Annotated in this window: 15 protein-coding genes and 1 CRISPR repeat array; of the genes, 8 read left to right on the forward strand and 7 right to left on the reverse strand. The window is 46.7% G+C overall.

The window, feature by feature from the left end:
* The first annotated feature begins 26 nt into the window (after window positions 1-26).
* Window positions 27-2,718: direct repeats of the CRISPR family, unit length 30 nt; unit sequence ATTTCAATCCCATTTTGGTCTGATTTTAAC.
* Window positions 2,719-3,346: 628 nt separating this feature from the next.
* The 3 genes from ahcY (at window position 3,347) to L5462_RS00415 (ending at window position 7,276) form a co-directional block, all read left to right on the forward strand.
* Window positions 3,347-4,600, forward strand: a complete 1,254-nt coding sequence (gene ahcY / locus L5462_RS00405) for an adenosylhomocysteinase (RefSeq protein ID WP_237778870.1) — start codon at window positions 3,347-3,349, stop codon at window positions 4,598-4,600.
* A 10-nt stretch (window positions 4,601-4,610) separates the two neighbouring features.
* Window positions 4,611-5,231, forward strand: a complete 621-nt coding sequence (locus L5462_RS00410; RefSeq protein WP_237778871.1) for a DUF2119 domain-containing protein — start codon at window positions 4,611-4,613, stop codon at window positions 5,229-5,231.
* 80 nt (window positions 5,232-5,311) lie between these two features.
* Entirely contained in the window at window positions 5,312-7,276 is a 1,965-nt protein-coding gene (locus L5462_RS00415) for an IGHMBP2 family helicase (protein ID WP_237778872.1), read from the forward strand.
* A 3-nt stretch (window positions 7,277-7,279) separates the two neighbouring features.
* Here the strand turns inward: L5462_RS00415 and fen are convergent, their stop codons facing one another.
* The 6 genes from fen to L5462_RS00445 all read right to left on the reverse strand — a co-directional run bounded on the left by fen (window position 7,280) and on the right by L5462_RS00445 (window position 12,677).
* Window positions 7,280-8,266, reverse strand: coding sequence for a flap endonuclease-1 (gene fen / locus L5462_RS00420; protein ID WP_237778873.1), 987 nt, complete (start codon window positions 8,264-8,266; stop codon window positions 7,280-7,282).
* A gap of 10 nt (window positions 8,267-8,276) precedes the next feature.
* On the reverse strand, window positions 8,277-8,819 hold the full coding sequence (locus L5462_RS00425) for a chorismate pyruvate-lyase family protein (protein ID WP_237778874.1): 543 nt from the start codon (window positions 8,817-8,819) through the stop codon (window positions 8,277-8,279).
* Window positions 8,820-8,855: 36 nt separating this feature from the next.
* A complete protein-coding gene (gene hacA / locus L5462_RS00430; protein ID WP_237778875.1) occupies window positions 8,856-10,112 on the reverse strand; it encodes a homoaconitase large subunit in 1,257 nt (418 codons plus the stop codon).
* A 64-nt stretch (window positions 10,113-10,176) separates the two neighbouring features.
* A complete protein-coding gene (locus L5462_RS00435) occupies window positions 10,177-11,352 on the reverse strand; it encodes a homocitrate synthase family protein (protein WP_147671224.1) in 1,176 nt (391 codons plus the stop codon).
* Between the two features lie 392 nt (window positions 11,353-11,744).
* Window positions 11,745-12,278, reverse strand: a complete 534-nt coding sequence (gene cyaB, locus L5462_RS00440; RefSeq protein WP_237778876.1) for a class IV adenylate cyclase — start codon at window positions 12,276-12,278, stop codon at window positions 11,745-11,747.
* Between the two features lie 3 nt (window positions 12,279-12,281).
* Complete coding sequence (locus L5462_RS00445; RefSeq protein WP_237778877.1) at window positions 12,282-12,677, reverse strand: hypothetical protein; 396 nt, start codon at window positions 12,675-12,677, stop codon at window positions 12,282-12,284.
* 254 nt (window positions 12,678-12,931) lie between these two features.
* Here L5462_RS00445 and L5462_RS00450 point away from each other — a divergent pair, with 254 nt between their 5' ends.
* The 5 genes from L5462_RS00450 to L5462_RS00470 all read left to right on the forward strand — a co-directional run bounded on the left by L5462_RS00450 (window position 12,932) and on the right by L5462_RS00470 (window position 19,963).
* Complete coding sequence (locus L5462_RS00450) at window positions 12,932-13,477, forward strand: TATA-box-binding protein (protein ID WP_237778878.1); 546 nt, start codon at window positions 12,932-12,934, stop codon at window positions 13,475-13,477.
* Window positions 13,478-13,488: 11 nt separating this feature from the next.
* Window positions 13,489-14,964, forward strand: a complete 1,476-nt coding sequence (gene serB, locus L5462_RS00455) for a phosphoserine phosphatase SerB (protein WP_237778879.1) — start codon at window positions 13,489-13,491, stop codon at window positions 14,962-14,964.
* A 10-nt stretch (window positions 14,965-14,974) separates the two neighbouring features.
* Window positions 14,975-15,130: a hypothetical protein gene (locus L5462_RS00460; RefSeq protein ID WP_171770388.1), complete on the forward strand. Its 156-nt coding sequence runs from the start codon at window positions 14,975-14,977 to the stop codon at window positions 15,128-15,130.
* A 17-nt stretch (window positions 15,131-15,147) separates the two neighbouring features.
* Entirely contained in the window at window positions 15,148-17,283 is a 2,136-nt protein-coding gene (gene topA / locus L5462_RS00465; RefSeq protein ID WP_237778880.1) for a DNA topoisomerase I, read from the forward strand.
* Between the two features lie 136 nt (window positions 17,284-17,419).
* Entirely contained in the window at window positions 17,420-19,963 is a 2,544-nt protein-coding gene (locus tag L5462_RS00470) for a dolichyl-diphosphooligosaccharide--protein glycosyltransferase subunit STT3 (RefSeq protein WP_237778881.1), read from the forward strand.
* A 122-nt stretch (window positions 19,964-20,085) separates the two neighbouring features.
* Here the strand turns inward: L5462_RS00470 and L5462_RS00475 are convergent, their stop codons facing one another.
* On the reverse strand, window positions 20,086-20,463 hold the full coding sequence (locus L5462_RS00475) for a CBS domain-containing protein (RefSeq protein WP_237778882.1): 378 nt from the start codon (window positions 20,461-20,463) through the stop codon (window positions 20,086-20,088).
* Window positions 20,464-20,500: the final 37 nt, after the last annotated feature.

Raw genomic sequence — 20,500 nt, forward strand, 5'->3', positions numbered from 1 at the left:
TCTTCGCGGAGTTCTTCAATCGTTCAATTTCAATCCCATTTTGGTCTGATTTTAACTCAGTCTTTTTTCTTCGCGGAGTTCTTCAATCGTTCAATTTCAATCCCATTTTGGTCTGATTTTAACGAAATTGAGGAAGTAAAGAAGCGGATAATTGATAATTTCAATCCCATTTTGGTCTGATTTTAACACTATGCGGCTGGGTACCCACTAAGCCCTATTGCAACATTTCAATCCCATTTTGGTCTGATTTTAACCCTATGTTTGGAACCCATAAAACCCACTTTCAGGAATTTCAATCCCATTTTGGTCTGATTTTAACTCGTCAGCGCGGTCTGATCTCTTCAGATGAAGTTGATTTCAATCCCATTTTGGTCTGATTTTAACCAGCACTATCCGTTCTTAGCCATATCTGTTTTGATGGATTTCAATCCCATTTTGGTCTGATTTTAACCATCATCGGTGGCATCGTAAACCCTGATAAGAGCTTTTATTTCAATCCCATTTTGGTCTGATTTTAACCTTTGCGAGCTTTATAGCAATATTAACCTTTGTTAATTTCAATCCCATTTTGGTCTGATTTTAACTCTCTGTTTCTGGACCTCATATTTTTTTTCTCTGTTTCATTTCAATCCCATTTTGGTCTGATTTTAACTGATATAGAAGAACGAATAATGCCATATGCGAGAGCATTTCAATCCCATTTTGGTCTGATTTTAACATAAGAGTCTTAGCGAAGAAGAAATTAAAATTCTTATTTCAATCCCATTTTGGTCTGATTTTAACAAGCATCAGTTTAGGGCGCATCTCAGCAAAAATATTTCAATCCCATTTTGGTCTGATTTTAACCCTGAAGCGCATGTGGTGATGGCCTGGCTCTATGAGAATTTCAATCCCATTTTGGTCTGATTTTAACGTGGTGTGTGGGAGGGTGGTTGCCGGTGCCAGAAACATTTCAATCCCATTTTGGTCTGATTTTAACTCATAAGGTGCTTGTGAAGCATCTGACTTGACCCGTTAATTTCAATCCCATTTTGGTCTGATTTTAACCCAATCTGAGAGAGTTCCGTGCCGAAGTTGAAAGCGATTTCAATCCCATTTTGGTCTGATTTTAACAGGATCGTAAGGTCCTCCTCGACCTCATCCGGATCGTATTTCAATCCCATTTTGGTCTGATTTTAACACACTTATGTCCACGTCCTCTCCCAGATACCAATTTATTTCAATCCCATTTTGGTCTGATTTTAACGATTAACATGGAGTGGATATGCAAAAAAGTTACTATCATTTCAATCCCATTTTGGTCTGATTTTAACGTTTTGCTTCGGGGTTGGCAGGTTTAACTGTGAATATTTCAATCCCATTTTGGTCTGATTTTAACAGAACATACAAAGCAATAAAAAAGAATTAAAAAATATTTCAATCCCATTTTGGTCTGATTTTAACTCTTGATATAAGCTTTCAGACGCCCCACCAGGACGATATTTCAATCCCATTTTGGTCTGATTTTAACGGGAACTTCCAAGATTGTAAAGATTGTGACATTACAAATGAATTTCAATCCCATTTTGGTCTGATTTTAACACTTCTATTTGAAGAGGATGGGGCCTCCTGTTGTTTTTATTTCAATCCCATTTTGGTCTGATTTTAACCGATTGACTGCAAACGGAGAAGAGTCACTAATACTTCATTTCAATCCCATTTTGGTCTGATTTTAACAAGCCGGACGGGCCCTCAGAACCACCGTCCGACATAAATTTCAATCCCATTTTGGTCTGATTTTAACCATAGTATAATCTCACACCACTATCATAGAGGTTCACACATTTCAATCCCATTTTGGTCTGATTTTAACACACACGCTTTTACGAATTCTGGGAAAAGGAGGACTTATTTCAATCCCATTTTGGTCTGATTTTAACAAGAAGAAATAAAAAACTACATAGAACAGTTAAACAAATTTCAATCCCATTTTGGTCTGATTTTAACAACACTATGAAGTTTAGCAACTTTGCACAACTTTGTATTTCAATCCCATTTTGGTCTGATTTTAACCACCAAGTTCAGGGCAATAGCCTCAGCAAAGTACGAGAAAAATTTCAATCCCATTTTGGTCTGATTTTAACTTGAAAAAAAGTTAGCTCAAGCGGAAATTTTAGAAAAATTTCAATCCCATTTTGGTCTGATTTTAACTATCCATTTCATCATCATTTAATTGAACATGAGTCCATATTTCAATCCCATTTTGGTCTGATTTTAACAAATACGCGTCACAGAAGACGCTCTCAAAGAACTCCATTTCAATCCCATTTTGGTCTGATTTTAACCCACCTGCCAGGCCTTACTCCACCCATGAGTGAACATTTCAATCCCATTTTGGTCTGATTTTAACCCACCTTTTAAAAAGATCATTGGTGAGATTGAGGATTTCAATCCCATTTTGGTCTGATTTTAACAGTGATGAGGATTATGAGGAGGAACAGGTATTCAGATTTCAATCCCATTTTGGTCTGATTTTAACGTGTTGTGTTTTCCTCCTTGTACTCATCTTGCTGTGTCATTTCAATCCCATTTTGGTCTGATTTTAACGTGGAACACGGCCTGAGGAAGGCAATATCAAGGATGATTTCAATCCCATTTTGGTCTGATTTTAACTGGACACTAAAAACAACAAATTCATCATCCTCACCCATTTCAATCCCATTTTGGTCTGATTTTAACAGGGCGGATTTTTTCTCTATTTGACCTGTATCACTCTGAAATTTCTCCTCTCAGACTTATAAATCTGTCGATCCCCAATAATGCAGTTCATTTATATTGATAGACGACTTCCTTTAAGGCTTTATAATTAAAAAATAAAGATCATGAATAATTTAAAAAATTAAAATCAGAATTTTAGCGAGATAAAAAGTTAAAAATGAATTATTAGGCATTTTAATGATAAAATAAGCTTAAAATAACATAGGGTTATTATAAAAGGCTGGCTGAAAAATGGTCAAAATCTTCTGGAGGATATCACTTCAATGGCCCTAAAAAATAATTTTATTTGATTAAAATCTTTAAAAATAATTTTTAGTGTGATATACGACTATTGAAATCATTAAGACTGTTTTATGATTTCATAGAGTTTATTTGAATTTCCATCAATCAATCAAAATCTTTTAAATCATTATAACCTAAAAAAACAAAATTTAAGAAATCATATGGATCATTAACAGCCCTCTGTTGTGGATTGAGAAGGTGAAAATCAATAATGAAGAGTCACCAGAAGACCTCTTCATAACTATTTTTAAGTGGTCACTCCAACTATTTATCTAAAGTCAATGAATTAAGTTAACCCGGTGATACCATGCCATATAATGTTAAAGACATTTCACTTGCCCCTCAGGGCAAAAAGAAGATCCAGTGGGTTCAGGAACACATGCCTGTGCTTGAAAGGATCAAGAGGGACTTCTCAGAGGAAAAACCCTTCAAGGGGATCACAGTAGCCTCATGCCTCCATATAGAACCAAAGACCATAAACCTTGGACTCACCCTCCTGGCGGGTGGTGCGGAGGTTGCCATGACAGGGTGCAACCCCCTATCAACCCAGGATGATGCAGCCGCCGCCGGAGCAAAAATGGGCCTCAACATGTACGGCTGGCGCGGTGAAACCACCGAGGAATACTATGAAAACATACACCGTGTCCTTGACCATGAACCGGACATCCTCATCGACGACGGGGCAGACATGATATTCCTCGTCCACAGGGAAAGGAGGGAACTCCTGGATGGAATAATAGGTGCCTGTGAGGAGACAACAACCGGGATACACCGACTAAGGGCCATGGCAGACGATGGTGCCCTTGAATTTCCAGTCATGGCCGTGAACGACGCCTACACAAAGTACCTCTTCGACAACCGCTACGGGACCGGCCAGTCAACATTTGACTCCATAATGGGGACCACCAACATGCTCATAGCAGGCAAAACCGTGGTGGTGTGTGGATATGGTTGGTGCGGGCGCGGAATAGCCCTGAGGGCCCACGGTCTTGGTGCGAACGTCATAGTAACCGAAGTTAACCCCATAAGGGCACTTGAGGCCCGTATGGATGGATTCAGGGTTATGAGGGTCTCAGAGGCAGTTAAACATGCAGACATACTCGTAACCGCAACAGGAAACACTGATGTGGTTGCAGGTGATGATTTCATGAACATGAAGGACGGGTGTGTGATGGCAAATGCAGGTCACTTCAACGTTGAAATAAACAGGAAAGACCTTGAAAGGTTATCAGAGGAGAATAGGCTGGTTAAGGAGGATATAGAGGTGTTCATCATGCCTGATGGGCGCAAATTATACCTCCTTGCCGAGGGAAGACTCGTGAATCTTGCCTCAGAGAGGGGTCAGGGCCACCCTGCAGAGATAATGGACATGAGCTTTGCAATGCAGGCACTATCAGCGAGACACCTCCTCAGTGAAAAACCTGAACCAGGCGTCTACAGGGCCCCTGATGAGATAGACCTGCGGGTTGCGGAGATGAAACTGGAGGCCATGGGAATCCAGATCGATGAACTGACAGAGAAACAGATAAGGTACCTTGAAAACTGGGAAGAGGGGACATAGGAGGAAGAAGTTGGGTTTCTTCAGGATGATAGATAAGGGAGAAGGTCCTGTAAGGCTCTTTGTTGGTGGTGTGCATGGAAAGGAGGGTCTCACAGCTATAAGGGCCCTCAAGATGCTTGGTTTCAATGACATCAGGAGGGGAAAGCTGATAATATACAGCTGTAACCCCACAGAGTACATGAGTACACTTGACCCCAACTATTACAGAAGCCAGCAGGGGATGGAGATAATAGGCCTCATAGAGAAGTACCGGCCATCAACATACCTGGAGGCCCACTGCTACAGGGAGGAGAGCTACGGCAGGTTAACGGATCCCTCAAGGAGGAGCCGTGATGGTGTCCCTCCCCTCATAGAACTGGAGAAAGGTGTCCTGATAGGCTCGGTGTCACCCCACATACGCAAGAAACTCTTCAGGCGCGAGGATATCTGCCTCACCATTGAAATGCCCTGTCTAAGGAGTTCCAAAGAAGAAGTTGATGGACTTGAGGTTTACGTGAATTTCCTTAAGACTGTTGCATCATCAGAGACCCGTGAAGAACTGGAAGAGCGCCTTGGCAGGAGATACCCGGAACAGGTTGAAACCGCAAGGAGATACGCCAGGGAGTTCTTTGGGGAATACCCGCCATTCTAGATGAACACTGGAAAATTATTTTAATGAATAAAAGAGGTAATGGATTACCTTAGTCGATGTCCGGGGTGGATACTATCAGTGTGAAATCATACATAAAGAGACTTATTAAACTTGTTGAGATGGAGAGGGAGGCGGAGATAAACGCCATGATGAATGAGATAAGGAGGCTGTCCCCCCAGAAGCGTGAAAGGATAGGAAGGGCCATAAATGGCCTTAACGGTAAGGTAACCGGACGTGAACTTGGATTCCATCTCGTGAAATACGGTAGGAGGGAACCCATAGATACCCAGATATCAGTGGGTGACCTTGTCCTGATAAGCCGTGGGAACCCCCTCAGAAGTGACCTCACAGGTACCGTGGCTGCGAAGGGTAAACGCTTCATTGTGGTGGCACTTGAAAATGTCCCCAGATGGGCCCTTAGGAATGTCAGGGTGGACCTATACGCCAATGACATAACATTCCAGAGGATGATAGACAACCTCAGGGGTGCGGGAAGGAATGTGTTCAGGGTTTTAAGGTTTCTGCTTGGGGATGAAAAGCCATCTGGTCACCAGATGGTTGAATTTGAACCCGTGGACCCTGAACTCAACAGGTCCCAGAGGGAGGCCATAATGAGGGCCCTGGGGTCAGATGACTTCTTCCTTATACACGGGCCCTTCGGTACAGGGAAGACCCGTACACTCCATGAACTCATAAGGCAGGAGGTCAGGAGGGGTAACCGTGTCCTGGTGACGGCTGAGAGCAATGCTGCAGTTGATAACCTCCTTGAGGGAATCGCCGGTCAGCTGAGGTGTGTTCGTCTCGGACACCCCCAGAGGGTCTCCAGGACCAACCTGCAGGAGACACTCGCATATAAACTCGAGAACCACCCCGACTACATGAGGGTCCTCGAATACCAGGAGAGGATTGACAGGCTCATTGAGGAGCGTGAAAGGCACCATAAACCCACCCCACAGTTGCGCAGGGGACTTTCAGACAGTCAGATAATGATCAACGCCACAAAGAGGAGGGGTGCCCGGGGTATATCCCCAAATGTGATGATATCCATGGCCCGCTGGATAGAGGTCAACCAGCAGATAGACGAACTCCACAGGAAGATGCAGGAGATTGAAGTTGAAATCGTTGACAGGATAATCCGTAACAGCCAGGTTGTCCTTGCAACAAACTCCTCAGCGGCCCTTGAGTACATAGATAATGTGAAGTTTGATGTTGCAATTGTTGATGAGGCATCCCAGGCCACAATCCCCAGCATACTCATACCACTCTCACGTGCACCAAGGTTCGTGCTGGCAGGGGACCACCGACAGCTTCCACCAACCATACTGAACCCTGATACCTCTGAACTGGAGGTGACACTCTTTGAGGAGCTGATAGGGTCATACCCTGAGAATTCATGGATGCTCAACTGTCAGTACCGTATGAACCCTGATATAATGGAGTTCCCAAACAGGGAGTTCTATGGTGGGAGGATAAGGGCCCATCCCTCCCTTGAGGAAATCTCAATATGTGATGTTATATCCTCTGAAATCCCTGACTCCATGCCACACAGAAAACTTGCAGAAAAGGAACCTGTCATCTTTATTGATACCTCAAAGGTTGGGACGGGTGAGAGGAGGCTAAAGGGCTCAACATCAATTCAGAACCCCCTTGAGGCTGACCTTGCAGTCATAATCGCAGGTGCACTCATGAGGATGGGTGTGAAAGAAGAGGAGATCGGTATAATAACACCCTACGATGACCAGGTGGACCTGATATCCTCCATGACCGATGTTGAGGTTAACAGTGTGGATGGATTCCAGGGACGTGAGAGGGAGGTCATCATCATCTCAATGGTTAGAAGTAACAGTGAAGGTAACATAGGTTTCCTGAGGGACCTCAGGAGGCTCAATGTTTCACTTACACGGGCAAGGCGCAAGCTCATAATAATAGGTGATACCAGCACCCTCTCATCCCACCCCTCCTACAGGAGACTGATTGAATTCTGCAGGGAAAGGGGATTCCTCTATGAACCCTCAGCTGATGATCTGAGGGATTGGAGTCCATGATCTTTAGAACCAGTCCTCAAGGCTTTTCTGTGTGAATGAAGCCCTTTCAATTTTTTTAAGCGCCACCATTACCCGTTCCTCTGAAAACCCATGCTCACCGCAGAGGAACTCTATGACCCCTTCCCTATCGGGTTTTCTCCATCTGAGTTCATAGTCCCCTGTCACGTCAGGTTCGAGGAATATCCTCCTGAGGACCTCAGGGTCGCCTCCGATATCCCCATCCACCTCGTCGATTACACCGAATACGTCATCCTTCTCCTTTATGAGTTTGAGTCCCCTCCTGGCACCTATCCCCTTTATTCCATCATTGAAGTCTGTTCCAACGAGTAGTGCCAGGTCAACGAGCTGTTCATGGGTGATTGAAAGATTCCTGAGGGCAGATTCCAGTTCAATTATCTCTGGTTCCTCCAGTTTTCCGCTGAGTGTGAGGTTTCTCACGACCCTTGGGGCTCCGAAGAGGAGGCAGTCATAGTCCTGGGATGCCACTGCCCAGGCATCCCCCCTCCTGACAATGAATGATGCCTGCGCCTCACCTTCTCCTGGTGCCTGAACGTATGGGATCCCTAGGAGTTCAAGGAGCCTTTTGGAGCTTTCAACTATATCCTGTGACATCCTTGAGGACCTCACAGCATACTTCCTTGCCCTCTCGATATCCCCCTCCTCAAGGGCCCTCCTCCATTCAATTTCAGACTTCTTTCGGGTTTCAATACGCCTTGTAACTGTTTCGCCCTTCAGGTGATGGGATTTCCCATCAAAAACATAGGCCACCCTTATATCCCTCTCCATCACCGCCGCTGTCCTGTAGAGTATGCCGCTGAGGTGGGATGTCACCCGCCCCTCTGAGTCCATGAGGGGTGTTCCATCCCTCTGTCTTATGCTTGAGAGGAACTGGTATATGCTGTTGGCTGCATCGACTGCAACGGTGCGTCCCCTGAGATCATCAAGCCTTATCTTCTCTGCTGATATTATATCCTTTAATTTGACTCCCATGGAAACACCGTTACCGGAATTCTTCCCTGAACCAGTCAAATGGGAAGGTCTCCTTTATCCTTATGAGTACCTCGTCCTGGTGAATTATGTTATAGGTCCTTGTGAGCATTGGGGAGTCTGTCTTGAATATTTCCCTGAGTTCTCTGGTGGGGCTTTCTATGTCAAGGATCTCTATCTCCCTTCGGGATTCTATACTGTGCTTCTTCAGTATCCTCCCTATGGGTATATCCGCCCTTATGAGGTCCTCTCTGAATCCATCATCAAGCCTTGATAGTGGTATGTATGACACCGCGTGTATCAGGGGCTCCCTGTTTCCTATGACAACCACCCGGTGATTAACCATTTCCCCCGGGGATATTCTTAGTTTATCTGCGATTTCTGGAGTTGATGGTATGAATTCCTGTTTTATGGTCCTTATGGTTACTGTTCCCCTAAGTACGTCAAGTATCCTTGTTACCGAGCCATCTGTTGATAGCAGTATCTTCTGGGTGTTTGAGAGCCTCCCCATTATCCTCTCGATGCGTTCAATCTCCTCCATAACATTGACATCCATTTCCTGCCTCCCTCATAATGCGGGTCTTCCCATTTTTTATTCAGGTGCGCTGATCACCCCTTTAACTGCAGATTCAGCCACGACCGCCGGGTTGGCCAGGTAGACCTTTGATGATGGGTCTCCCATTCTTCCCCTGAAGTTCCTGTTGGTTGTGGCTATGCTAACCTCTTCTGGAGCCAGGACACCCATGTGGGCCCCGAGACAGGGCCCGCAGCCGGGGTTGCAGACTATGGCCCCTGCCCTTATGAAGGCCTCTATTATCCCATCCTCCAGTGCCCTCAGGTAGATCTCCCTTGAGGCGGGTGCAACTATGAACCTCACATCATCATGAACCCTTCTATCTCCAAGGACCTCTGCTGCCATTTTGAGATCCTCGTAGCGGCCGTTTGTGCATGAACCAAGGAATGCCTCGTCTATGTGGGTTCCCTCAACCCTGTGAATAGGTGCGACGTTATCCACATCATCCGGACAGGCAACCTGTGGTTCGAGGTCAGAGACATCGAAGTGGTGGTCCTCCACGTACTGGCTGTCCCTATCTGAATGGTAAACCCTGAAGTCCCTCCCTGTCCGTGACTTTACATACTGGATTATCTCCCTGCTGGGTTCCATTATACCGTTTTTGGCCCCCATTTCAACTGCCATGTTACAGATGGTCATCCTTCCGGCAACGTCCATTGCATCAACCGTGCTTCCCGTGAACTCCACAGCCCGGTATGTTGCACCATCAACGCCAACTTCCCCTATGATTTTCAGTATAACATCCTTTGCTGTGGTGAACCCCTGCAGTTGGCCTGTAACCTCAATGCGCATTGCCTCGGGTACCATGAACCAGGTTTTTCCTGTGGCGAATACCATTGCCATGTCTGTGGCTCCCATTCCAGTTGCGAATGCACCGAATGCCCCGTATGTGCATGTGTGTGAGTCTGCACCCACTATAACCATTCCTGGGCGTACAAATCCCTTTTCAGGGAGGACCTGGTGGCATATGCCCTCAGCGTTCTTGAAGATATTACTTATCCCCTGTTCAGCCGCGAATTCAGATGTTACCCTCTGGAACTCTGCTGCTCCGATTGTGTTGGGTGGTACGTTGTGGTCGAATACCATGACTATCCCTTCAGGGTCCCATACCCTTTTGGGGCCTCCTCTTGAGGCTATCTCCCTGAATGTGTGGATTGTTGGGGGTGATGTGCCGTCGTGGGTCATTGCAAGGTCAACCCGGGCCTCTATTATCTCGCCAGGTGTAACCTCAGCCACTCCGGCTGCATCTGCAAGAATCTTCTCTGTGATGTTCATTTTAACCACCTGAAAACTATCTGAGGATACCTTCAATCCCTTCTCCGATATTCATCCAAACCACCTAGAAGTCAACTGGTCCCCTCACAGACCTTACGATCCTGTAGAAGAGTTCATCGTTAATGTATTTCCCCTTCTCCCTGTTTTTCTTTACCTCCTCCACTATCCTGCAGAGTTCCTCCCTTGTAACCTCTATACCGTACTCCTCAAGTTTTGCCTTGACTGCCCTGCACCCTGAGTGTTTGCCAAGGACTATCTTGCGCTGGTGTCCTATCATCTCCGGGAGGAACGGCTCATATGTGAGGGGTTCCTCTATCACCGCATCCACGTGTATACCTGACTCGTGCCTGAAGACGTTCTTTCCAACTATGGGTTTGTTTTCAGGCACCTTCATGCGGGTGTGCTTCTCAACGAGCCTTGACAGCTCATAGAGGACGCTGATGTTGAATCCGAGGTCAACATCATAGATTATCCTCAGGGCCATTATAAGCTCCTCAAGGGATGTGTTCCCTGCCCTTTCACCTATACCGTTAACTGTGGTTGAAACCGCGGTTCCACCTGCCAGGAGCCCTGCTATTGAATTTGAGAGTGCCATGCCAAAGTCATTGTGGCAGTGCATTGCTATGTCCACCTTTATATCCTTTCGAAGTTCCCTTACAAGGTAGTCCATTCCCTGGGGGCTTATGGCACCCACCGTATCTGCTATATGGACCCTGTCTGCCCCGTAGCTCTCTGCCTTCCTGTATATCTGCTTGAGGAAGTCCAGGTCAGTCCTTGTGGCGTCCTCTGCTGAGAATGCCAGAAAGAGGCCGTGGTCCTTTGCATACTCTATGGAGTTCAGGCATACGTTGAGGGCCTCCTCCCTTGTGAGTTTGAGTTTGTGTTTGAGGTGGAGGTCGGATGTGGCCATGAAGGTTATGACGCCATCAACGTCGCAGTCAATTGCAACGTCTATGTCCTCCTTCTTTGTTCTGCTGAGGGCCAGTATATCTGCATTGAGACCTTCATTGGCTATTGTCTTTACTGAAACCTTTTCCTGCTTTGATACAACTGGAAAACCACTTTCTATCTGATGTATGCCCAGTTCATCAAGTTTTCGGGCTATTTCAAGTTTTTCCTCGGTTCCGAGGCAGACCCCTGGGGTCTGTTCCCCGTCGCGGAGTGTTGTATCATAAATCGTGATCTTATCGGGAAATTCTAATTCAGCTTCCTTATTGAAGGGACTGACGAAGTATTTCAAGGGATTACCACCTTAACTGATTTATTAAAATGAAGACTCTAGCATTTATTTAAATTTGATATTTAAGTATAAAAGGTTTGAGAGTACAGCCGTCTTCCGGCCCTCCATGTTTTATCTGGTGGTGGCTGTTTGTCGCTTTTCATCTTTAGATGGTGGGCACTTACGGGGTGAGGGTTTTAATTGCTTGTGGTTTTCCGCCGCTTTTCAGCCTCCATGCTCAGGGAGTTAGAGGAGTGGTACCCTTATCCCCATCCTTGGGGGTCATCTGGATTTAGCTCCAGGATTTTTAAGAGCCTCTCAGATTTCTCTTTGGGTCCTTAGCAGTGCACATGACAGCCACACACTGGAGATCAATACTAACTCAGATTCCTCTTATGGGTCCTTAGCAGTACCTATTTGGCTTTAGCTTCAAGAAGTTCAAGGTATGATTTTCTCTCGAATTCACCGCTTACCCCCAGTTTTCTGTAGAGCTCAAATATCTCGCTGAGGGCATCCCCGTAGTCACTGCCATCAGGGAGGTCCATCTCTATTTCAAGGTAGGTCCCGAGGCCCCTGACGGTGTCAATGGATAGGGTGAAATCTCCAAGTGAGTAGGTACTCCTCTCCTTGAAGACATCCCTGACCCTTCGAAATCCAAGGGATTCCAGTATCCCTGCTGCTGTTTCAGCATCTGCAACCTCAACCTCCAGTTCCTTCCGGGTCTTACTCCTGCCATCAATTTTGGGGCCCTTGTAGGTTATGAATGTTTTTTTGCCTGTTTTTCTTATCCTAAGTGCTTCATCGGTCTCTGCGAAGTCCCTGTGGGGGGCATTGAAGTATATGTCAGTCTGCTCCTCATCTGAAATATGGTGCCCTCCAAGTGAGATTATACGTTCGATTATCTCATCCCCGCTGGAAATTTTAGCCTTAACCTCAACCTCTATCAAACTCTACCACCCTTCAATACCACTGGATACGCTGGTATCCTCAAGGCCAGCGTATTCCCTTAAAAACTGTGCTGATTCATCCAGTTCCTCAAGGAGGGCGTCTATCATCCTGTCAACACCCTCATATGGACCGAGGATATCATCTCTTTCATCCAGGATTCTCTTTCTCTTCTGCAGGTCTCCCCTCACCCTGGGGTCCCTCATTCTCTCAAGGTACTGCCTTCTTATGATCCTCATGTCCATATGGAGATTGTACCTTATGCTTTTAAGGTTTTTTATATATCCCTCAACATCCTCCAGGAGTTCAAGGGCCTCCTCTCTGTTTGAGGGATTTATTTCAAGTCCCTCAACTCCAAGTTCCTCAACCTGTTCCTTGTAGATTCTCGGATCGATAACCACATCATCCCCCCAGCAAGGACCCCGGGTCCTAAAGAATCTTTTATGCTATCACTATGAAAATCAAATTATTTAAATTCTGGTATAAAGTGTTGTGTAATCTATACAGGAAATTCCCATGAGGTGTGAATGACTTCGATGCACCGCCGGGATTATTAAATATATTATTATCCATAATAACTAGTTTTTTACGTCAATATTAATATAGGTGCATTTAAATTTATATGTAGGTTTAAACTTCACCGGGAGGTATCTAGTTGACAGATGTGGATATCAAGATAGAAAATATTGTTGCTTCTGCGACCCTTGGGAAATCCATTGATCTTCAGACAGTTGCTGAAGCCCTTGAAAACGTTGATTTTAACCGGGAACAATTTCCTGGTCTTGTATACAAATTAAAGGAGCCTAAAACTGCTGCTCTGATCTTTGGATCAGGTAAACTGGTATGTACGGGTGCAAAATCCATTGAGGATTCCAAGAGGGCCATAAAACTCACAGTTGATATGATGAGAACCATGGACCCTGATATACCCGAAGAATTTGAGATAAAGATCCAGAACATTGTTGCCTCGGCAAACCTCGGGAAACCACTGAATTTTGAGGCTGTTGCCCTGGGACTTGAGAATACGGAATATGAACCTGAACAGTTCCCGGGTCTTGTTTACAGGCTGGATGAACCGAAGGTTGTCCTGCTGCTGTTTGGTTCAGGGAAGGTTGTGTGCACAGGTGCCAAGAGTGCTGAGGACGCTAAGCTTGGAGTTGAAAAGACCAAGGCAAGGCTTGCCGAGTTAGATCTGATTTAATGGTGATATTTTTGATTAAACTTGTAGTTTTCGATCTTGACAATGTCATTATTGATGGGGAAGCCATAGACGAGATAGGGAAAATCGCTGGAGTCGAGGAGGAGGTAATGGAGATCACCGAAAAGGCCATGCAGGGTGATGTCGACTTCGAATCCTCCATAAGGGAGAGGGTGAAGCTCCTCAAGGGGACAGCGGTTGAGGATATAAAGGCAGTTGCAGATGAATTGCCCCTCATGGAGGGTGCAGAGGAGACGATCAGGGCCCTCAAGGAGAAGGGTTACCGGGTTGCAGTTATAAGTGGAAGTTTTGACCTTGTGGCTGAGCCCATCAGAGATAAGCTTGGTATTGATTACCTCTTCTGCAACAGGCTCCATGAGGAGGACGGTGTGCTGACCGGTGAAGTGAGCGGACCTCTTGTGGAAAACTCAAAGTATGATGTCCTATGTAGGATCCTCGATAAGGAGGGTATAAGCACCAGTGAATGTGTTGCTGTTGGCGATGGCGCCAATGACATATCCATGATACAGGCGGCCAGATTGGGGATAGCATTCAATGCAAAGCCGGCCCTCAGGAAGAAGGCTGACGCCGTTGTTGATGAATGGGATCTCAGAAAGATATTGCCGATCATCGAGGAGATAGCTGAGGTGGATGATAAACTGGATAAACTCGGCTACGATGAGGTAATGGACCTTAAAAATGAATACGAGGAGAAACTCTCAGGCGTGGCATCCGAAAGGGATGAACTGAATAAGAAGGCCCGTGAAATGAAGGAACTCAGGGATAAACTGAACACTGAACTTCGTGAAACCCTCAACCGGGCTGTTGAACTCAGGGACAGGCGTAATGAGATAAATGCAAAGGTTGAAGAGAACAAGAAGCTCAGGGATGAGATAAACCAGGAGATAAAGAAGCTTGAGTGGTCCTCAGGTGGGCGTGACAGGATAAAGATAGAGAATGAAATCAGGCGGATAGATAAGATCATAGAAACAAGGGTCCTTGACATTAACAAGGAGAATGAACTGGTCAAGACCGCCAATGAACTACGTAAGAAGCTCATGAAGATCCAGGAGGATGAGGAGACCAGACAGAAGGCCCTTGAACTCAGGAAAAAGTCAGAGGAATACCATGAGATGGTGGTCTCACTTTCAGAGGAGGCCCAGAAGTATCATGAAGAGATGCTTGAGTACTTCAGAAAGACGGATGAGATACGTAAGAAGGCTGATGAAGCCCATGAGAAGTTTCTTGAATTCCGCAGGATGGCCTCAGAGAAACATGAGGAATTCAAATCAACTCTTGGCAAAATTAAGAGGATAAACGAAAGGATCAACGCCCTCAGATCAGAAAATAGAAATGTTAAAAGAAGGGCCACCCGTGAAAGGGATCTTGAGGAGAAGGAGAGGGCCCGTGAAATATATGAGAAATTCAAAGAGGGTAAGAAGCTTACAAAGGATGAAATCCTTCTTCTTCAGAAGCACAGGATCGTTTAGGGGATCATATATGTGTGAAGGGAAGTCCTCAGACGAAGAGAAGATAGAAGTGTGCTTCATATGCCATAAGAAGTTCAACATAAATGCCGATGACTCAAGCCATTATCATTACGGCAAGTACCCAATGTGCAGCTACTGCAGTGACTTCTATGGATTCTACAGGTGACGATTCTGAGTGGTAAGATGCACGAAGTTATAATATGTGAGAAGCCCAAGTCCTCAGAGAAGATCGCGGGAGCACTCTTTCCAGATGCAGAGAAAAAGAAGTACAGGAAGGTGTCCTACTGGGAATATTATGAAGGTAATAAAAGGGTGACCATCGTATCAGCGGTTGGACACCTCTATTCACTTCGCCCCAGTAAACCCGGGGATGAGCACTTCTTTGACCTTGAATGGGCGCCCCTTCATGAGATTGATAAGAAGAAGAACTACGTTAAGGATTACCTCAATGTAATAAAAAAGTTCGCTGCCGGCGCTGACCGCTACATACATGCCTGTGATTACGACATAGAGGGTACACTCATCGGTTTCAACGCCATCAGATATGGCTGCGGCGGGGATGCGCTCAAGAAAACCGTCAGGATGAAGTTCTCAACCCTCACAGGGGAGGAGATACGGAGCGCCTATGAGAACCCCATAGAACTCGACTGCGGTCAGGTGGACAGTGGAGCTGCAAGGCACATCCTTGACTTCATATTCGGTGTGAACATCTCAAGGTCCCTCATGAAATCCGTGAAGGAGGCGACCAACCGCTTCATTAAATTATCTGCCGGTAGGGTTCAGACCCCCACCCTTGCGATACTCGTTGAAAGGGAGAAGGAGATACGGGAATTCGAACCGGTCCCCTACTGGATAATCCAGGCAGAACTGGAATCAGGGATCATTGCAGAGAGCAGACGGGGAAAGATATTCCAGCGCCCACTTGTTGATGAGGTCCTTGAGAGGTGTGATGGCAGCGATGCCTCTGTTAGAAGTGTGAAGGTAAGGGACACCATAAGGAAACCACCTGTGCCCTTTGACCTTGGATCGCTCCAGTCAGAGGCATACCGCGTATTTGGATTCAGCCCCAAGAAGACCCAGACCATCGCCCAGAACCTCTACACCGAGGGTTACACATCCTATCCCAGGACATCATCCCAGAAACTCCCTGAAAGCATAGGTTACCGTAAGATACTGGACAGGCTTTCAGGGGACCCCCGATTCGGTGCGCACATTGAAGGGCTCAGGGAACCCCTCAAACCCCATGAGGGTAAAAAGGTGGATGATGCACACCCTGCAATACACCCGACAGGTCTTCTCCCATCAGATCTCTCCAGTGATGAAAGGAAGATCTATGAACTCATCGTCCACCGTTTCATCAGCGTATTCGGTGAGGATGCCGTTCTACAGACAATGAGGGTGGACCTTGAAATAGGAGGGGAGGAGTTCAGTTTCTCAAGAAAGAGGGTGAGCAAGAGGGGATGGATGGACAGCTACCCCTACACCCGCATTGAAGATGAGGTTTTCCCTGATATATCCGAGGGGGATGTTATGGGCGTTGTGGGGGTATCCGCCCTGGAGAAGGAGACAAAACCTCCCGCCAGATACAATGAGGCCTCACTCATAAGGGAACTGGAGAAGAGGGGCCTTGGAACCAAGTCAACCCGTGCCGATATAATAGCCAAGCTCTATGACAGGAAGTACATTGAGGGTAAGAAGATACGTGTGAGTCCCCTGGGTGAGAACATAATTGACACCCTCACAAAGTACTGTGAGAAGATCACCAGTGAGGAGCTCACAAGGCAGTTTGAGAGGGAACTCGAGGAGATCATGGAGGGAAAGATAAGCCGCGAGAGGGTCGTGGATGAGGCCATAGAGGAGGTTAAATCCATACTCGGTGATATTGAGAGGAACATGAAGGACATAGGCAGGGACCTCTATAAAGCCTATCAGGACAGCAGGGTTGTTGGTGAATGCCCTGAATGTGGCAGGAATCTTGTCATAAAATATTCCCCCAGGAACAAAAGCACCTTTGTGGGGTGTTCAGGTTACCCTGATTGCAGGACCGTGTATTCACTTCCCAGGGGGGCCAGTGTACTTAAAAGTCGCTGCGAAAGATGCGGGCTTCCCATGATATCCTATGGCCGGCCGCGTCAGAGGGCCTGCCTTGACCCGGCGTGTGGGAAGAAAAAGTCCGAAGGTGAAGAAATCGTTGGTAAGTGTCCTGAGTGTGGATCCAATCTTATAAAACGTTCAGGGCGTTACGGTGAGTTCGTGGGCTGCAAGGGATTCCCCAAGTGTCGATTCACCTGCTCGGTTGACGATGTTCCAGCTGCATGATGGGGTACATTTTCAGCTGGACACTGCCTCAGCCTGTAGACAGATCAAAGTTTATAAGTATTTACTGAACTAAAGAGTATACATCATCCATAAGTTCCTGAATTTATTACCAAGTTAAAGGTAAAGAGGCGGTTGAATGGATATCAGAAATCTGCTTGAAAAATTGAAGCCCTTCATAATAATTATAGTGCTGTTCTCAGCCGTATTCTATATAAGGGCCGAGGCCAGTAACATCGGTGGGGTCCCTGCTGATGCAAAGGACTTCTATAAGGACTCAGATGGACTGCCATACTTCAGTGAGATGGACTCATACTACAACTACAGGCTCACAATGAATTACCTCACCAGGGGCATAATGGGGGATACCCTTGTTGATGGCAAACCCTACGACCTCCACTCCTACTACCCACCAGGGAGACCCGTTGATTACCCTCCACTCATAGTTTACATAACCTCCGCTGCCTACAGGGTGGCCAACGTCTTTGGAGACTTCAGCCTCAAGGAGGTGGCTTTCTGGATGGGGGCCCTGATAGGTTCCCTCTGCGTCATCCCCGCCTACCTCTTCGTCAGGAGAATCACCAATGACTACGGGGGCATCGCAGCGGCCCTGGTGGTTGGACTGGTCCCCACCTACGTTGCCCACACCTACGCCGGTTTCTTTGACACTGACATGTTCAACTTCGTTCTTCCACTGCTGGTGTTCTGGTTCTTCACAGAGAGCATGCTTGCAGTGGATCTCAAAAGGAAAACAGCCTATGCACTTGCAGCTGCAGTTTCAATACTCGTATTCTCAGCTGCATGGGTCGGTTACATATTCTATCTGGCCGTTCTGGTGGCCTTCATCATAGTCTACTCCCTTATCTCAAGGTACGTTCTGGGTGAGAAACCCGATAGGGAGTTCACTGGTAAGGTTGACTGGCTGCTGCATCAGCGCGAGATATTCCCCCTCCTGGTTCTCCTCTTAGGTGGCGGGATTCTCATAGGCATATTCGGAGGGTTTTCCAGCCTGGCTGGTGCCGTGACGGGTCTTGTGAGCACCACCCAGATACAGGCAACAGCCCAGACAACAGCCTACCCCAACGTGTATGTGTCAGTTTCAGAGCTCCAGATCCCTGAATTCATAACCACAGGGGCCGGGGCAAAGAACCTGTTCATGCCAGGGCAGGGATCGGTTGTTGGTGGTGTTGGTGGCCTTCTGGTATTCCTTCTCGGCGTACTCGGTGTCGGCGCCCTCCTGTGGAAGTACCGAGAGCCTGAGGTCCAGGTTAAGGAACCGGACAGAAAGTTGAAGGCCGGCAAGAAGAGCAAATTCATTAAAAGGCAGAATAAAACCAGCACCACTGACAGTGAAATGAAGCACCGGTATCTCCTATACGCTGTCCTCATGGCCGTATGGCTGGTGATGAGTGGATACGCCGTCACAAAGGGTTCAAGGTTCATACCAACCTTTGCAATACCCCTGGGACTTTCAGCAGGGATATTCACAGGCTTCCTGGTTGAATACCTCAGGGAAAATATTAAGACAGCATCCTCCATTGCACTGGTTGCCTTTGTGGCTGCGATTGCCATTGCAATGCCCTTCGGTGTCTCAGTTGCTGTTAAACTCCTTGCAGGGGTGATTGCAGCTGGATTCATATACTTGGTCAAAAAGCCAGAGGTGAGGGCCCCTGTAATGATGGCCCTTGTTGTCCTGGCAGTGGTGGCCCCCTCTGTGAGCGGAGCACATTCACTGACATCAGGTGTTGCGCCGGGCACAGATGATGGGATGTGGAAATCAATGGAGTGGGTCAAGAAGAACACCAGCAAGGACACCGTGGTCATGTCCTGGTGGGACTTCGGCCACCTCTTTGCTGTTGCAGCCGACAGGCCCGTGACTTTCGACGGTGGTTCACAGAACACTCCAAGGGCTTACTGGATCGGTAAGGCGCTGACAACCAGTAACGAAACACTCTCAAGGGGCATACTCACAATGCTATCATCCAGCGGAGACCTTGCCTATGAAACCCTCGACAACTACACAAACGACAGTGGTAAAACCGCCGAGATACTTACATCAACCCTGGGACTTTCAAGGGATGATGCGAGGGCAGTTATGACAGGACGCTACGGCCTCACAGAGAAGGAGGCTGACAGTGTACTCAGATACTCACACCCATCAAAACCAAAACCCTTCGTGCTTGTACTCAGCTCTGACATGCTCGGCAAGGCCCCATGGTGGACATACTTCGGTACCTGGGACTTCAAGAAGAAAACAGGTTCAAGGTACGGCTACTATCCGTCAATGGGAAGTTCAAAGCCCCAGGTTGTGAACAATACAACCGTGATTCAGACAGTCAACACAATGGTGGAGGACAACCTGGTTGGAACCATCATAGAGAAAAGGGACAATACAACAAATGCAACGATAGCCATCGGCAACAACCGAACCGTTCAGAGGATAAACCCACACAAGCTCATAATAATAGAGGGTAACCTCCTTGTCAGGAATGAGATTGTGGACAGCAACGCCCAGCTCAGCCTCATTGTCATTGGAAGTGGGAACCAGTACACAACGGTGATAATGAACAGGGAACTGGAAGATGCGGTGTTCACGAAACTGTTCCTTCTGGGTGGATTCAACCAGACGTCCTTTAAGTTCCTTCATCAGGAACCAGGTGTGCTGCTATGGACAGCAGCATAACCATATTTTTTATAATCTAAAAAATCAACAAGTAGAAAAATAATTTCAAACAGCACCATAACCATATTTTTTATAATCTAAAAAATCAATTCGTAATTCAGATTGAAGAAAAATGTAATTTTTCAGTAGCGTTTGGCCATCTTGGCCCTGAGTATGTCTGTTGCACTGACCACGCCGATTATCTCGTCGTCATCCTCAACCAGGAGGCGCCAGACAACGTTCTTGACCATCCTCTCAGCAGCTTCCCTCAGGGTTGCCCCTGGTGGGACTGTCACAAGGTCCCTCTCCATGACCTCCCATACCTTGACCTCTCCAAGATCATCCCCCTCGGCAATTGCCTCAAGCACGTCCCATGTGGTTACAATTCCAACCTTGACACCATCCTTGACAACAACCGAGCTACCCTTGCCGTTCTCAACATAGTTTCTGAGAACATCCTCAAGGCTGGCCGATATGTCAATGGTGTCAACATCTGTAACCATAACGTCCTCAACCCTCATAAAATCACCGTGGTATATTATGAATTTTATGATATAA

The sequence above is a fragment of the Methanothermobacter sp. K4 genome (genome assembly GCF_022014235.1).
GTDB lineage: Archaea > Methanobacteriota > Methanobacteria > Methanobacteriales > Methanothermobacteraceae > Methanothermobacter.

Excerpts from the sequence above, each read along its gene's own strand:
- fen (WP_237778873.1), bottom strand. The coding sequence starts at position 8,266 with ATGGGAGTCAAATTAAAGGATATAATATCAGCAGAGAAGATAAGGCTT.
- L5462_RS00460 (WP_171770388.1), top strand. The coding sequence starts at position 14,975 with ATGTGTGAAGGGAAGTCCTCAGACGAAGAGAAGATAGAAGTGTGCTTC.
- L5462_RS00470 (WP_237778881.1), top strand. The coding sequence starts at position 17,420 with ATGGATATCAGAAATCTGCTTGAAAAATTGAAGCCCTTCATAATAATT.
- L5462_RS00425 (WP_237778874.1), bottom strand. The coding sequence starts at position 8,819 with ATGGATGTCAATGTTATGGAGGAGATTGAACGCATCGAGAGGATAATG.
- topA (WP_237778880.1), top strand. The coding sequence starts at position 15,148 with ATGCACGAAGTTATAATATGTGAGAAGCCCAAGTCCTCAGAGAAGATC.
- L5462_RS00475 (WP_237778882.1), bottom strand. The coding sequence starts at position 20,463 with ATGAGGGTTGAGGACGTTATGGTTACAGATGTTGACACCATTGACATA.
- ahcY (WP_237778870.1), top strand. The coding sequence starts at position 3,347 with ATGCCATATAATGTTAAAGACATTTCACTTGCCCCTCAGGGCAAAAAG.
- hacA (WP_237778875.1), bottom strand. The coding sequence starts at position 10,112 with ATGAACATCACAGAGAAGATTCTTGCAGATGCAGCCGGAGTGGCTGAG.